Raw genomic sequence first — 13,312 nt, forward strand, 5'->3', positions numbered from 1 at the left:
ATGCAGCAAAAGAGACAGAGATTGCGTGGAAGATGAGCGAAGCCCCTTTACCAGAAGTGACTGACACCCTAGATACCAGTGGTCTGTTCTGCCCTGAACCGGTGATGCTGTTGCATGCAAAGATGCGGGATATTGCCGTGGGGGAGGTGCTCGAAGTGATTGCCACTGACCCGGCAACCCAGCGAGATATCCCCAAGTTTTGCCACTTTCTTGGTCACACCCTGGTTCATCAGGAGAGCGACGCCACGCGCTTTCGCTACCTCCTCCAAAAAGCCTAGTTGGCGCGAACGGGTGGCCGCGCTCAGCTCAGCAATTGCTGTAAGGCCCGGGTTGCGATCTGGCCGCCGGCTTTGATTTGATTCGCGATGTGATACTGGAAGAAATAGCGAAAGTTGCCGCTCTGCTGGGCGGAGTAGAGACAGGGATCACCGGACAAAATCGGGAATTGGGTGGCCTTATCGGTATCGGCGATCATCGCTTCCAGCCGACCATCGCCATAAAGGCGCCAGCTCACCACCGGCTCCAGGGCAAAAGACTGTTCTTCGCCGGTGATCATCGCCGCGTGGGTGCCGACCAGGTCGGCAAATTCCTGAACCAGTCCGTTGCTGTCGCTGTTGGCCGGCATAGCCTCAAGGGCCGCTCGATACTGGGGCGGAATCTCGGAGAAGGTGCGCTGCGGCGCGGGCGCGTAATACCCCTGGGACTGACCATCCTGGGGGTTTTGCAGATCGGTGCATTTGGCAACACCGGTTAGCCAGGGCACCAGCGCAACAAAGCGTTGATCGGCCAGCTGAGCCCAGGCCAAAATTTTGATGGCAAACAGCTTTTCCGTCGACAGAGCGTGATGACTGTAGAGAAGGCAGTTGCCTTCAAGGTCTGGAATAATCCGCAGGATTCTGCGGTTGTCGGGGCGCTGAGCGCGCCGGGGAAAGGGGAGAATGGTCGCTGATGAAGACGTGCCGGTGTTACGTGGAGCCATAACTTCTTCCTCACGTATCGGGCGTTGCGACGGAACCGCAACACAGTCCCTTTCTGATAAAATTACTCCTTGTTGTTAGCTTTGCCAAGCCTTAGATCATTTTTCTCTATGTCTGCGTATTACTTCGCCTATGGCTCCAATATGAATCCGGCTCGCATGCAGGCCCGTGGGCTCGTCTATGACCGGGCGCTTGCCGGGCGCTTGCCGGGGTATGCGCTGAGGTTCAATAAGCAGTCCCACAGCCGCCCAACCGTTGCCTATGCCAACATTGTTCCGGCCAGCGGCCGCTGTGTTGAGGGAGTGCTTTACCAACTTGCTGAAGTCCGGGCGCTGGCGGCGATGGATGTTTTTGAGGGAACGCCGGTCCGCTACAGCCGGGAGCGAATGGTGCTGCTCACTGATGAGGGGCCGGTGGCGGCTTGGGTCTATGTGGCTAACCCCGCATTTATCAACAATGCGCTATTGCCGGAGAGCAACTACCTGAATCACCTGTTGGCTGGTGAAGCCCATCTGTCGGCTGATTACCTGGCCTGGCTGCGTGAACACCCAGCCCATCGGTCTGCAGAACCGGCTAGCGAAGAGGGGCTGCGTTTCAATGTCTGAGGCTTTGCCGCAGTGGGAGCTGGCCCCAAGGGTAATTGACGCGCCCCCGGCAATGACCAGCGAGTCGGTCTGCGCGATATTCGACCAGCTGTTCTCTGACGACTTCAATACCCGGCTCGTTGCTGGTGGCGAAGAGCCGTTTTATCAAGCGAGTCGCGAGCCTGGGCAAGCTCACCGGGTAATTTTTCGCCATGATTATGTCGCCAGCGCCCTTCATGAGGTGGCCCACTGGTGCATTGCCGGTTGTCACCGCCGGGCCGAGGACGACTACGGCTACTGGTACAGTCCTGATGGTCGGGACAGCGATACCCAACGGGCTTTTGAGCGAGTTGAAGCCCGGCCCCAGGCGTTGGAGTGGCTGTTTAGCGATGCCGCCGGGCTGACCTTTCAGGTCAGCGTAGATAATCTGGATGGTAACCCGGATTTTGACGCTTTTCCGTTCAAGCTGGCCGTCTGGCAGATGGTGCAGCAGTTAATCCGCGTTGGCTTACCACCCCGTGCGGCTGCTTTTCGAGAGGCGCTGGCAGCGGCCGCTGGTCGGTCTTATCGGCCCTTATGTGCGAAGGCCTTCCAGCTCGGTGATCTGTGTTGAGACAACACCCGCTGCCAGGACGCCCACTTGAGCCGCGCTTCTTTGCGATTGATGCCTCGATTTTCATCTTCCGGGCCTATTTTGCAGGACAGCCCCCGGGGCTGATTAGCGGGGATGCCGAGTTTGCCCAACGCTTTGGCGCAGTAGCCGGGTTTCTCCGTTTTTTGCTGTCGTTTCGTATGTCGATATGCGAAACCCCAACGGGCGGTGAGAGTGAAAAGTCGGTAGCTCACTACGCGCTGCTCGCCTTCGATGAAAGTCTGGGAAGGGGTTGGCGAGAGCAGTTGTATCCACTCTACAAAGACAATCGGGCGCTACCAGACGCGGACCTGGCGCGCCAGCTTGCCGCTTGCCGTAGCATCGGCCAGGCGCTGGGTTTTCCCTGTGCGGCAAATCATCTGTTTGAAGCCGACGATCTGCTGGCCGCTGGCGCGGCGGTGGCCCGTGAGGCGCAGCTGCCGCTCACGGTGGTGAGTGGCGACAAAGATCTTGGTCAATTGCTATTGGCTGCCGACGATCTGTGGTGGGACGGTCGCAGTGCGCCAATCAGCCGCCAGCGTTGGCAGGCGCGTCAGGGGCTGGCGCCAGAGCACTTGGCAGATTTTCTGGCACTGGCCGGCGACCGGTCTGATAACATCCCCGGTGTTCAGGGTGTTGGTAAGGTTGCAGCTTTGAAAATAATTAATAAATACAATTCATTAGAGTCAGTATTTTCTAATCTAAATGAGATTTCGGTGATGCCGCTGCGCGGTGCGGCCGGGGTGGCAGCGCGACTTGAGGCGCAAAAAGACGAGGCATTCTTATTTCGGCAATTGTGTCGGCTGCGGGCCGACGCGCCGAGATTGGGCGAGCTGGAGGCCTATCGCCTGGAGCCATTCTTCCCGCCGCGGTTGGCTGAGTGTCTTGAGCAGATCGGCATGCCAGCGGACTATATTGATAACCTTCAGCAGCGATTCTCTCCGCTGTTTAAACCGGCCAATGGGGGGCGGGCAGCGTGAAAATCATCGCCGACGAAAACATCCTCGGAGCCGAGGCCTGTCTCGGTCAGTTCGGTGACGTTGAGTTGGTTGCGGGCCGCAGCGTGACATCGGCGCAACTGGTTGGTGCCCAAGCGTTGATTGTGCGCTCGGTGACCCAGGTCAATCGGGAGCTGCTGGCCGGCAGTGGGGTTGGTTTTGTCGGTACCTGCACCATCGGAACCGATCACCTCGACACCGCCTTTTTGCGCGAGCGGGGTATTGCCTTCTGCAGCGCTCCGGGCTCCAACGCGGATTCGGTGGTGGATTACGTGCTCAGCGCGCTGGCCAATCCCCCTGGCCTGCTGGAGGACCTGTTACAGGGCGCCCGGGTGGGAATTGTCGGTCTCGGTAATGTGGGCCGCCGGCTAGCGACAAGATTGCAAGGGCTGGGCATTGGCTGTGACGCCTATGACCCGTTTCTCGATCCAGCGGTTCATCCCATTCTTCGGCCCCTCGATGCACTAAAACGCTGCCGCGTGCTGTGTCTGCATACACCCCTGACGACAACGGGCCCTTTTCCTACGCGGCATTTACTGGACAGCCATTGGCTGGCGGCGCTGCCGGCCCGCGCGGTGATTTTGAATGCGGGCCGGGGCGAGGCCCTCGCGACTCAGGACCTGCTGAGCTTGAATGCGAAGCGCCCAGACATCCAGCTGGTCCTGGACGTCTGGGAGAATGAGCCCCGGGTGGATCCGGTGCTGGCGGGGCAATGCTTGCTGGCCACGCCACATATTGCTGGCTACAGCGCAGATGGCAAGCTTAAGGGCCTGCATCAGGTGGCGGCCGCCCTGGCCAGGCATCTTGGGGTGGCGTTTGTGCCGCCAGCGCCACCGCCTGATCTGCAGCAGGGTGTGGGTATTGCGCTGCAAGGCCACACCGTGGCCGAGAAAATTCGCAGTGGCATTGCTCAGGTCTACGACATTTGCAGTGACGATCAGCGGTTTCGGCAAGGTCTTGCTGAGCCAGAGCCAGCTGCTGCCTTTGATCGCCTGCGCAAAACCTACCCTCGTCGGCGGGAACTCAATACGGCGACCTTGATCGGTGGTAAAACCGCTTCAGCGGCAGACAGGGCCCTGTTCAAGGCCTTGACCGGCCAATGATTGCAGCAAATTTATGATCAGGAGAATGGCTTGTTTACGCTGGGTTTAATCATCAACCCCTACGCCGGCAGCGGCGGGCCTTTGGGTTTGAAAGGCAGCGACGCGATTGCGGGGCAGGGCGCGGCAGACGCTCACAGCCGCGCCCACGCTCGCGCGCTGCGCTGTTTGCAAATATTGGCAGCCACCGCGTTGGACATTGAAGTATTGGGGTATCAGGGGGTGATGGCGGAGAACTGTGCGACAGAAGCGGGGCTCGCCTTTTCTGCCATTGGGCACAGTGCAGAGCGTGATCGGAGTGCTGGTGAAGATACTCGGAACGCAGCCAGGGCACTGAAAACTCACGGCGTCGATCTGATTCTGTTTGTTGGTGGCGACGGCACGGCCCGGGACATCTATCAGGCGGTTGGCGACAAGTATCCGGTATTGGGGCTGCCGGCGGGGGTGAAGATGCATTCCGGCGTGTACGCGGTGAGCCCGGAGTCGGCGGCGGAGATCGTGGTTTCGCTTATCCGCGGCGCGCTGGTAGAAATTGCGCCACGGGAGGTGCGTGACATTGATGAGGCCGGGTTGAGTCAGGGGCAGGTGCGTTCTGCCCACTATGGAGAGCTGCTGGTGCCCGCCATTGGCGGATTTTTACAAAACGTCAAAATTGGTGGGCGCGAGTCTGAAGAGCTGGTGCTGGCCGATATCGCAGACTACCTGCAGGAAGAGCTCGACGACCAGACCTTGTATCTTCTTGGCCCTGGCAGCACCACGGCGTTTTTAGCTGATGCCTGGGGGCTAGAGAAAACCCTATTGGGGTTTGATGCCATGTTGGCAGGGCAGTGGCGTGGCCGGGACCTTAGTGCGGCGCAAATCACGGCCTTGCTTGATAGTCATCCCGGCCCGGTAAAAGTGGTTATCACCCTGATCGCCGGTCAGGGGCATATATTGGGCCGGGGCAACCAGCAACTCACTCCAGAGCTGATCCGGCGTATTGGTCGAGAAAATTTCATCATTGTGGCCAGTAAACGCAAGCTCACCGAACTTAACGGCAGGCCGCTGCTGGTAGACAGCAATGACGCCGCCCTGGATCAAGCGTGGCGGGGCTACGTGCCGGTCATTACTGGTTATCGGGACGCGGTGATGTATCGGGTGGGGCTGGCAGATGGCTGAGGGGCTTGGCCCAACGCGAGATTCGGTTGCCGCGAGTGCGGTGGAGACCGCGCTGCTGGCGGATATTCACCGCTGGCCCCAGCGAATTGCCAATCAGGTCGATGGTCTGCGCCTGTTTCATGGCCGCGGTCAGTGCTTTGCGGGCTTGGAGTGGCTTACGGTCGATTACTTTGCGCCGGTACTTTGGGTGGTTTGTTACCGACCGCCACCAGAGGCGTTCTGGCGGGTCTTTGCTGCGCAGCTTAGTCGCGTTATGGGCCCCCAATGTGAGGCAATTATTGTTCAGAATAGATATGAAAAGCCTGTAGTAAGCTATTGTTTAAAAGGAGAAATTCCGGAAGAGGGTTTTGCCTTCGAGAGTGGGGCGCGCTTTGCTCTGCAATTTTCCGGTCGACAAAACATTGGTTACTTTATGGACATGGCGCCCCAGCGAGCCTGGCTGTGTGAGCGCGTTAAAGGGCGCCGCGTGCTCAATCTGTTTGCCTACACCTGTGCTTTCTCCGTGGCGGCAGCCAGGGCAGGGGCGGCGGAGGTGATCAATGTCGATATGAGCAAGGCGGCATTGCGTCAGGGCCAGAAAAATCACGCCCTCAACAACCTCGACCATGGTGATTGCCAATTGCGGTTTGCCAGCTGGGATATCTTCAAATCCTGGGGTCGCTTGTCGCGCCTGGGACCCTTCGATGTGGTGGTGTGTGATCCGCCGTCCCAGCAGAAGGGCAGTTTTGATGCCCGCCGCCAATATCCCAAGCTGCTGGGTCGCTTGGCATCGATGGTATCTCCGGGGGCCGATTTGATGCTATGCCTGAATGCACCTTACCTGTCTGGGCAGTTTTTGATCGATGCCATGGCCGAGCAGTTTCCCGTCGCCCACTATATGGGGCCAGTTGCGGGGCGAGCCGATTTTCCAGAGCGGGATCCGGAGCGGGGGCTGAAGGTACTGCATTTCCGCTGCCCGGACTAGCGACAGCGGAATTGCTCAGGAGGCGGCACTGGCCCGGCGGGTCAGCACTTTGCGATAGCCGTCGAGGAAGTTGGCGAAGCGGTTGAGGGCGTCGGTGAGATCGACTTTGTTGGGCAGAAAGACAATGCGCAAGTGGTCGGGTTTGTGCCAGTTAAAGCCGCGCCCCTGTACCAGCAAAATTCGCTCTTGATTCAACAGGTCTAGTACCAACTGCTCATCGTTTACCACGGGGTAAACCGCAGGGTCGAGCCTGGGGAACATGTAGATGGCACCCTCGGGTTTGGTGCAGCTTACCCCGGGAATATCATTGAGCATCCGGTAGGCGATATCGCGCTGCTCAAGCAGGCGACCACCGGGCAGAATCAGTTCGTTGATGCTCTGGTAACCACCGAGGGCAGTTTGAATGGCGTGCTGGGCGGGCACATTGGCGCACAGCCGCATCGACGACAGGATATTCAACCCTTCAATGTAGTCTTTGGCTTCGTCCTTGGCGCCAGAGACAATCAGCCAGCCACTGCGAAAGCCCGCCAGGCGGTAGGCTTTCGACAGCCCGTTAAAGGTCAGGCACAGGACGTTTTGCGAGATGCTGCCCAAGGGAATGTGGACAGCATCGTCGTAGAGAATCTTGCTGTAGATCTCGTCAGCAAATATCACCAGTTTGTACTTTTCCGCGATGGCGACCAGCTGTTCGAGCATTTCCCGGCTGTAAACCGCGCCAGTTGGGTTGTTTGGGTTGATGATGACGATCGCCCGGGTATTGGCGGTGATTTTGCTTTCAATATCCTCCACCGAGGGCTGCCAGCCGTTGTCCTCGTCACAAAGGTAATGCACGGGTTTGGCGCCAGACAGGGATACCACCGCCGTCCACAACGGGTAATCCGGGGCGGGAATCAGCACCTCATCACCAATGTTGAGCAGGGCCTGGGTCGCCATGGTAATCAGCTCGCTGGCACCGTTGCCCAAATAAATATCGCCGACTTCGACGTTGGGAATGCCGATTTTCTGGCACTCCTGCATGACCGCTTTGCGGGCGGAGTACAGTCCCTTTGAGTCGCTGTAGCCCTCGCTCTCGGGCAGCATGCGGATGACATCCTGAATGATTTCGTCCGGCGCGTTAAAGCCAAAGGGCGCCGGGTTACCGATGTTGAGTTTGAGAATCCGGTAACCTTCTTCTTCGAGCTCGTTCGCTCGCTGCAACACGGGACCGCGAATGTCGTAACACACGTTGCTCAGTTTTTTCGATTTGTAATAACGGTCCATGCTGCTCATCTTATCTGGTAGCAACCAGATTCTTGGGGTGAATCGAATAGCTTGACCGGCCGGGGCCAATGGTTAAGCTTGCTGCGATTATACGGCCTCAGACGGCCCTAAGTGGAGGAGTCTATGGAAAAAATAGAAAAGACGGACGCCCAGTGGCGCGCCGAATTGCCCGAGGACGTTTTCCAGGTGTGCCGCAAGAAGGGCACCGAGCGGCCTTTTACCGGCGAGTATTATCAGGAGAAAGGCGAGGGGGTTTATCGTTGCCGCTGCTGCGGCGAGGCGCTCTTTGAATCCAGCACCAAGTACGATTCGGGCTCGGGCTGGCCGAGCTTTTATGCCCCTGCCGACGAGCAAGCACTGGGGGTGAATCGGGACACCAGCCATGGCATGGTGCGCGAAGAGGTAGTCTGTGCCCGCTGTGACGCCCATCTCGGCCACGTTTTTGGCGACGGCCCCGCGCCAACCGGCCTGCGATACTGTATTAACTCGCTGTCTTTAACCCTCGACCGGAAGGAATGATCTTTCGTTGTACTTAAGCGCTTCATTTGTCGAGGAAATTTTCTGTGACAGTTTTTTTGCCCGAATATGCAAATCGCGCTTGACGGGGCTGGGATGGCTCCCTAAAATTCGCGCCACTTTCAAGCATCCAAGGCTCGTAGCTTGAGAGGTTTGCGGCGTCCCCTTCGTCTAGTGGCCTAGGACACTGCCCTTTCACGGCAGTAACAGGGGTTCGAGTCCCCTAGGGGACGCCATTTAATTTTGCGCTGAAGGTATTGCCTTGAGCGCGCGGGAAGAGAAGCCATTGGCTTCAACGTATTTTCAGTAAAGCTCCTGAAAAGTGCTCTTGACGGGCTGGGGGAGTGCCTCTAAAATTGCCGCCTCTTTCGGGGTGAGCAGGTAAGGCGCGCTGAAAGACTTGCGGCGTCCCCTTCGTCTAGTGGCCTAGGACACTGCCCTTTCACGGCAGTAACAGGGGTTCGAGTCCCCTAGGGGACGCCATTTATTTTGCCTTGCTGGTGTTCAGCTCGGCGCCAGGTTAACACCTGATTTGCGGGATTAGCTCAGTTGGTAGAGCGGTACCTTGCCAAGGTACAGGTCGTCGGTTCGAACCCGATATCCCGCTCCAATTTTATAGCGAGTCTTTGGCTCGCTTTTTTTATGCCCGGGTTTTGATACCGGGCCCAGCTGGTCTCAATGCAAGCCGAATATTTGTGCGCGCAGGTCGCGATAACGGGTATTTGGCTCGGCGGCGGCCTTTTCAAAATAGCGATCTTCCAGCAGCTGGTAGCGATCCATTTCTTCGTCACCGAGATAATGCAGGCATTGGCCGCCACAGAACCACAGCAAATCCCGGTGCATTACCGGTGTAATGTCGGGGTAGTGACTGATAATCCGCTGCAGAATTTGGCCCGTCAGCTCGATATAGTCCGGGCCGTGGCCAAAGTCGGCTAACACCGCCTGCAGATCGTCCAGGAGTTGCTGATTGCTCTCCTCAGTGTGGCCGGGATGATTCGGCACAATGGCCAGGCACTGCTGCTGCAGTTGAGTCACTAACTGGCGGTAATATTCGATTCGAGATTGCACGGTCGCCTCGCAGGTCAAAAACCTGCGCAGTGTATTCGATCTCGCTGCCGTGGCAAAATAGGCGCCTTTTTTTCACAGCTTACGGGATTCCAGTTATGGTTCCAGCCCTGGCAATTTCGGGATTGCGCAAGGTCTACGGCAACGGTTTTGAAGCCCTCAAGGGAATTGACCTCCAGGTGGCCGAGGGGGATTTCTTCGCCTTGCTCGGGCCCAACGGTGCCGGCAAGTCGACCACCATCGGGATCATTTGCTCCCTGGTCAAAAAGACGGCGGGCGAGGTGGCGGTGTTCGGTCACACCATCGATACCGATCTGGCGGCGGCCAAGCGCGAAATCGGCGTGGTGCCCCAGGAGTTTAATTTCTCCAACTTTGAATCGGTTTGGGACATTGTCATCAATCAGGCCGGTTACTACGGTCTGCCACGGGCCCTGGCGGCCGAGCGGGCTGAAAAGTATCTGCGCAAGCTTGGCCTGTGGGACAAACGTAAAAATGCCTCGCGAATGCTGTCAGGGGGCATGAAGCGACGCCTGATGATTGCCCGTGCGCTGGTTCACGAGCCTCGCCTGCTGATTCTGGATGAGCCCACCGCCGGTGTGGACATCGAACTGCGCCGCTCCATGTGGCAATTCCTCACCGAAATCAATCGGGAGGGCACCACTATTATTCTTACCACCCACTATCTGGAAGAGGCCGAGAGCCTGTGCCGCAATATCGCCATTATTGATGATGGCCGAATTGTGGAGAACACCAACATGAAGGCGCTGCTGAAACAGCTGCACCGGGAAACCTTCATTCTTGATGTGGCCCAGCCACTGCCTGCCGAAGTCAGCCTCCCGGGCTTTGAGGCCCGGCGCAGCGATGAGCAAATGCTGGAAGTGGTGCTAGAGAAGGGACGTTCTCTCAACGAGGTGTTCGCGGCGTTGGGAGAGCAGGGCATAGTGGTCACCAGCATGCGCAACAAGGCCAACCGCCTTGAGGAGCTGTTTGTATCGCTTCTGGCAAATAATTAGCGGTAGAGGGTTGAGTCGATGACATACGCCGAACAATGGATCGCCTTCAGCACTATCGTGCGCAAGGAAGTGCGCCGGTTTTTGCGAATTTGGATGCAGACATTGCTGCCCCCGGCAATCACCATGTCGCTTTATTTTATCATCTTCGGCACCCTGATCGGCTCGCGCATTGGGCAGATGGGTGGCTTTACCTACATGGAGTTTGTGGTGCCGGGGCTGATCATGATGTCTGTGATCACCAATGCCTATTCCAATGTGGTGTCCTCCTTCTTCGGCGCCAAGTTCCAGCGCTTTGTCGAGGAAATCCTCGTTTCGCCAATGAGTAATGCCACCATTCTGTGGGGCTTTGTGCTCGGTGGTGTCGCCCGGGGTTTGGGTGTCGGGGTGATTGTCACGGTGCTGTCGCTGTTTTTTACGGACCTGGATATCAAACATCCGCTGATCACCGTGGCGATTGTGGTGATGAGTTCGGTGCTGTTTTCTCTGGCGGGCTTTATCAATGCCGTCTTCGCCAACAACTTTGATGATGTGTCCATCGTGCCGACCTTTATCCTTACACCACTGACCTACCTGGGTGGGGTGTTTTATTCCATCGATCTGCTGCCGGAGTTCTGGGCCGACGTCTCCCGTCTCAATCCCATGCTGTATATCGTCAATGCCTTTCGCTATGGGGTGCTCGGGGTGTCTGATGTGGGTGTCGCCACGGCGTTTGTGATGGTCGGCGGCTTTACGGTGATGGCCTATGCCTACTGTATGTTTCTGTTGTCCAGGGGCACGCGCCTGCGCCAGTAGCGCAGCTGCCTGACAGGGAGAATTCCGATGAGCGGCGTCAAACACGGTCCACTGGGGGAGAGCGTCAATTATCCCACCGAATACTCGGCGGATTTGCTGCACCCCATCCCCCGGGCGCCGGGTCGCGATGCGTTGGCGCTGACGGCACCGATCCACGGCAGCGATGTCTGGACGGCCTTTGAGCTGTCCTGGCTCAATGCCAGTGGCAAGCCGATGGTGGCCTGCGCCGAGTTTTTTATTCCGGCTGCGTCGAGCCATATTATTGAATCCAAATCCTTCAAGCTGTACCTGAATTCGCTGAATCAGCATCGCCTGGGTCATCCGGACGACCTGGTCGCCCTGCTCAAGGCAGACCTGTCGGCACGAGTGGGCTGCGCGATCGATCTGCGCCTCTACCTGCCAGACGACTGGCACAGTTTACTGCCGGTAGCGGCGCCCCCCGGCCTCTGTCTGGATGCGCTGGAGGTTCACCCCCAAAACTACGAGCTTGGCGATTCACCGCTGAAATCGACCGGTAAAAACAGTGTTGCGGAGTGTCTTTACAGCAACCTGTTGCGTTCGCGCTGTCCGGTGACTGGGCAGCCCGATTGGGCGACGGTGATCATTGATTACTGCGGCCCGCAACTCTCCCATGAGGCGCTACTGCTTTACCTCATCTCCTTTCGCCAGCACGATGATTTTCATGAGCATTGTGTAGAACGAATTTATCGGGATATCTGGCGCGATTGTGAGCCAGAACGGCTGACTGTCTCTGCTCGTTATTTGCGCCGTGGCGGGCTGGATATCAATCCCTGGCGAAGCTCTGACCCACAGGCTTGCGGGGCGATGGCTCGGCTGGTGCGGCAATAGAGCAGTCGTTTTGTGCACTGGGTCCCAGTTTTGCACCGGCTAGGTAATTCACCGGATTCTGCGAAATTCACCCCTGCCCGGATACTGCTGACTACGGGATCGGTCGGCCGGAGGGCGATGTGCGAATTGCCGGATATTTGGTCGGTTACAACGTTCAGGGAAAGCTTTGTCATTTGGTGGTAGATGTACTGCCACCCAAGTCCAATGCGCTGGTCTTCGCTGATTTACTTCGCCGTCGCGATTCACTGCGTCGCCCCGTCTACGACCTGTTAATCAGCACTGGCGATCAGGCCACGCCTTATTTGTGCTTGCCCGCGCTCCCGGAGGAAGTCGCCAGTCACTTCCAACAGGGCGACCGCCTACCGCTAAGGGATCTGTCCAGCCTCAGGGAGATCCATGTTGAGGTGAGGGAGATCGATATGGAGGAAAGTCACAATGAGTTTTAACCGAGAGCAACGGGCGGCCCATTACGTTGTCTGTGGCCCCCATGCCAGCCTGGTCATTCACAGCCGTCAGCGGCAGGTGCAGTTTGGTGCCAATTTTCTCTCCCAATTGCCCAGCGCAATTCTCACCCATGTGGGTGACGACCAGCGCTGCGGTCTTGGCAACAGCGAAATGCAATATTTCATGTCGCTGGCCCAGCGCGATCCCCTCGAGTAAATCTGCCATCGCCTTTTGTAAGGCGAACGCAATTCCTGCTTTTCTGGGCTGGGCTGCCTGTTTATGATGTAGCGCCTACCGCAACTGACATCCGCCCAGGAGAGTAACATCGTGTTTGATAGCCATCACCGGCAAGCCTTCGTCAATATGCTGCAATTGCAGGACAAGATGAACTGCAAAGTGCATCCCGAGTGGGTAAGCCAGGGCTTTGCGTGGTACCGGGCGGCTTGGATCGAATGTGCGGAATTGATGGACCACCAGGGCTATAAGTGGTGGAAGAAACAGCAGGCCGATGTGCGCCAGGTTCAGTTAGAGGTTATCGATATCTGGCACTTTGGCATGAGTGCGCTGTTCCAACCCGATTCCGATGTTGAGGCCCTTGCCGATGGCATTTTGGCAGAGCTTGAGGGCTGGCAACCGGGTGCACGCGATGTGCTCACGGCCACGGAGGCGCTGGCCGAGCACTGTCTTACTCATCGGGCCTTTTCCGTCGCGTTGTTTTGGGACCTTCTGGTAGCGGCGGGTCTGGACTTTGATCAGCTCTACAAGCAATACATCGGTAAAAACGTGCTCAATTTCTTCCGTCAGGATAATGGCTACAAGGCCGGGACTTACCAAAAAACCTGGGCCGGCCGCGAGGATAACGAGCACCTTTCCGACATTCTTGACACCCTTGATGCGGGCAGCGACGACTTTGCCGGCCAGGTGTATCAGACGCTGCAATCTCGCTATCCCGGATAAATAG

17 protein-coding genes and 3 tRNA genes are annotated in these 13,312 nt (G+C 57.6%); 17 read left to right on the plus strand and 3 right to left on the minus strand.

Features of this window, described 5'->3' with window-relative positions:
* Positions 1–32: 32 nt before the first annotated feature.
* Complete coding sequence (tusA, locus tag NCG89_RS00530) at positions 33–278, plus strand: sulfurtransferase TusA (protein ID WP_251087826.1); 246 nt, start codon at positions 33–35, stop codon at positions 276–278.
* Between the two features lie 23 nt (positions 279–301).
* Here the strand turns inward: tusA and NCG89_RS00535 are convergent, their stop codons facing one another.
* Positions 302–979 (minus strand): hypothetical protein, encoded by a 678-nt coding sequence (locus NCG89_RS00535; RefSeq protein ID WP_251087827.1) that lies wholly within the window; start codon positions 977–979, stop codon positions 302–304.
* 108 nt (positions 980–1,087) lie between these two features.
* Between NCG89_RS00535 and NCG89_RS00540 the strand changes: the two genes are divergently transcribed.
* The 6 genes from NCG89_RS00540 to NCG89_RS00565 are packed head-to-tail and all read left to right on the plus strand — an operon-like array spanning position 1,088 to position 6,412.
* Positions 1,088–1,582 carry a gamma-glutamylcyclotransferase family protein gene (locus NCG89_RS00540; RefSeq protein WP_251087828.1) on the plus strand — a complete coding sequence of 165 codons (495 nt, stop codon included), beginning with the start codon at positions 1,088–1,090 and terminating at the stop codon, positions 1,580–1,582.
* On the plus strand, positions 1,575–2,174 hold the full coding sequence (locus NCG89_RS00545; protein WP_251087829.1) for an elongation factor P hydroxylase: 600 nt from the start codon (positions 1,575–1,577) through the stop codon (positions 2,172–2,174). The genes NCG89_RS00540 and NCG89_RS00545 overlap by 8 nt, the downstream gene beginning before the upstream one ends.
* Positions 2,171–3,172, plus strand: coding sequence for a 5'-3' exonuclease (locus NCG89_RS00550; RefSeq protein WP_251087830.1), 1,002 nt, complete (start codon positions 2,171–2,173; stop codon positions 3,170–3,172). Before NCG89_RS00545 ends, NCG89_RS00550 begins: the two co-directional genes overlap by 4 nt.
* Complete coding sequence (locus NCG89_RS00555; RefSeq protein ID WP_251087831.1) at positions 3,169–4,293, plus strand: 4-phosphoerythronate dehydrogenase; 1,125 nt, start codon at positions 3,169–3,171, stop codon at positions 4,291–4,293. Before NCG89_RS00550 ends, NCG89_RS00555 begins: the two co-directional genes overlap by 4 nt.
* A gap of 30 nt (positions 4,294–4,323) precedes the next feature.
* Positions 4,324–5,448, plus strand: coding sequence for an ATP-NAD kinase family protein (locus NCG89_RS00560; protein WP_251087832.1), 1,125 nt, complete (start codon positions 4,324–4,326; stop codon positions 5,446–5,448).
* Positions 5,441–6,412 (plus strand): class I SAM-dependent methyltransferase, encoded by a 972-nt coding sequence (locus NCG89_RS00565; protein WP_251087833.1) that lies wholly within the window; start codon positions 5,441–5,443, stop codon positions 6,410–6,412. Before NCG89_RS00560 ends, NCG89_RS00565 begins: the two co-directional genes overlap by 8 nt.
* A 15-nt stretch (positions 6,413–6,427) precedes the next feature.
* Here the strand turns inward: NCG89_RS00565 and NCG89_RS00570 are convergent, their stop codons facing one another.
* A complete protein-coding gene (locus NCG89_RS00570) occupies positions 6,428–7,672 on the minus strand; it encodes a pyridoxal phosphate-dependent aminotransferase (protein ID WP_251087834.1) in 1,245 nt (414 codons plus the stop codon).
* 123 nt (positions 7,673–7,795) lie between these two features.
* Here NCG89_RS00570 and msrB point away from each other — a divergent pair, with 123 nt between their 5' ends.
* The 4 genes from msrB (at position 7,796) to NCG89_RS00590 (ending at position 8,798) form a co-directional block, all read left to right on the plus strand.
* A complete protein-coding gene (msrB, locus tag NCG89_RS00575) occupies positions 7,796–8,191 on the plus strand; it encodes a peptide-methionine (R)-S-oxide reductase MsrB (protein ID WP_251087835.1) in 396 nt (131 codons plus the stop codon).
* 157 nt (positions 8,192–8,348) lie between these two features.
* Positions 8,349–8,424: transfer RNA gene (locus tag NCG89_RS00580), tRNA-Glu, on the plus strand.
* A 171-nt stretch (positions 8,425–8,595) separates the two neighbouring features.
* Positions 8,596–8,671: transfer RNA gene (locus NCG89_RS00585), tRNA-Glu, on the plus strand.
* A 51-nt stretch (positions 8,672–8,722) separates the two neighbouring features.
* Positions 8,723–8,798 (plus strand) — tRNA-Gly (locus NCG89_RS00590).
* Between the two features lie 65 nt (positions 8,799–8,863).
* Here the strand turns inward: NCG89_RS00590 and NCG89_RS00595 are convergent.
* Positions 8,864–9,256 carry a PA2817 family protein gene (locus tag NCG89_RS00595; protein WP_251087836.1) on the minus strand — a complete coding sequence of 131 codons (393 nt, stop codon included), beginning with the start codon at positions 9,254–9,256 and terminating at the stop codon, positions 8,864–8,866.
* A gap of 95 nt (positions 9,257–9,351) precedes the next feature.
* Here NCG89_RS00595 and NCG89_RS00600 point away from each other — a divergent pair, with 95 nt between their 5' ends.
* The 6 genes from NCG89_RS00600 (at position 9,352) to NCG89_RS00625 (ending at position 13,308) form a co-directional block, all read left to right on the plus strand.
* Entirely contained in the window at positions 9,352–10,266 is a 915-nt protein-coding gene (locus NCG89_RS00600) for an ABC transporter ATP-binding protein (RefSeq protein WP_251087837.1), read from the plus strand.
* Positions 10,267–10,284: 18 nt separating this feature from the next.
* Positions 10,285–11,058, plus strand: coding sequence for an ABC transporter permease (locus NCG89_RS00605; RefSeq protein WP_251087838.1), 774 nt, complete (start codon positions 10,285–10,287; stop codon positions 11,056–11,058).
* Between the two features lie 27 nt (positions 11,059–11,085).
* Positions 11,086–11,907: an NADPH-dependent 7-cyano-7-deazaguanine reductase QueF gene (queF, locus tag NCG89_RS00610; RefSeq protein WP_251087839.1), complete on the plus strand. Its 822-nt coding sequence runs from the start codon at positions 11,086–11,088 to the stop codon at positions 11,905–11,907.
* A 119-nt stretch (positions 11,908–12,026) separates the two neighbouring features.
* Entirely contained in the window at positions 12,027–12,353 is a 327-nt protein-coding gene (locus NCG89_RS00615) for a hypothetical protein (protein ID WP_251087840.1), read from the plus strand.
* A complete protein-coding gene (locus tag NCG89_RS00620) occupies positions 12,343–12,567 on the plus strand; it encodes a hypothetical protein (RefSeq protein WP_251087841.1) in 225 nt (74 codons plus the stop codon). Before NCG89_RS00615 ends, NCG89_RS00620 begins: the two co-directional genes overlap by 11 nt.
* Positions 12,568–12,714: 147 nt before the next feature.
* On the plus strand, positions 12,715–13,308 hold the full coding sequence (locus tag NCG89_RS00625; protein ID WP_251089393.1) for a dUTP diphosphatase: 594 nt from the start codon (positions 12,715–12,717) through the stop codon (positions 13,306–13,308).
* Positions 13,309–13,312 lie beyond the last annotated feature (4 nt).

Origin of the sequence: Spongiibacter taiwanensis (assembly GCF_023702635.1) — a bacterium.
In the GTDB taxonomy this organism is placed as follows: domain Bacteria; phylum Pseudomonadota; class Gammaproteobacteria; order Pseudomonadales; family Spongiibacteraceae; genus Spongiibacter; species Spongiibacter taiwanensis.

Excerpts from the sequence above, each read along its gene's own strand:
- NCG89_RS00535 (WP_251087827.1), bottom strand. The coding sequence starts at position 979 with ATGGCTCCACGTAACACCGGCACGTCTTCATCAGCGACCATTCTCCCC.
- NCG89_RS00570 (WP_251087834.1), bottom strand. The coding sequence starts at position 7,672 with ATGGACCGTTATTACAAATCGAAAAAACTGAGCAACGTGTGTTACGAC.
- queF (WP_251087839.1), top strand. The coding sequence starts at position 11,086 with ATGAGCGGCGTCAAACACGGTCCACTGGGGGAGAGCGTCAATTATCCC.
- NCG89_RS00545 (WP_251087829.1), top strand. The coding sequence starts at position 1,575 with ATGTCTGAGGCTTTGCCGCAGTGGGAGCTGGCCCCAAGGGTAATTGAC.
- NCG89_RS00625 (WP_251089393.1), top strand. The coding sequence starts at position 12,715 with ATGCTGCAATTGCAGGACAAGATGAACTGCAAAGTGCATCCCGAGTGG.
- NCG89_RS00620 (WP_251087841.1), top strand. The coding sequence starts at position 12,343 with ATGAGTTTTAACCGAGAGCAACGGGCGGCCCATTACGTTGTCTGTGGC.
- msrB (WP_251087835.1), top strand. The coding sequence starts at position 7,796 with ATGGAAAAAATAGAAAAGACGGACGCCCAGTGGCGCGCCGAATTGCCC.
- NCG89_RS00540 (WP_251087828.1), top strand. The coding sequence starts at position 1,088 with ATGTCTGCGTATTACTTCGCCTATGGCTCCAATATGAATCCGGCTCGC.
- NCG89_RS00600 (WP_251087837.1), top strand. The coding sequence starts at position 9,352 with ATGGTTCCAGCCCTGGCAATTTCGGGATTGCGCAAGGTCTACGGCAAC.
- NCG89_RS00565 (WP_251087833.1), top strand. The coding sequence starts at position 5,441 with ATGGCTGAGGGGCTTGGCCCAACGCGAGATTCGGTTGCCGCGAGTGCG.
- NCG89_RS00605 (WP_251087838.1), top strand. The coding sequence starts at position 10,285 with ATGACATACGCCGAACAATGGATCGCCTTCAGCACTATCGTGCGCAAG.
- tusA (WP_251087826.1), top strand. The coding sequence starts at position 33 with ATGAGCGAAGCCCCTTTACCAGAAGTGACTGACACCCTAGATACCAGT.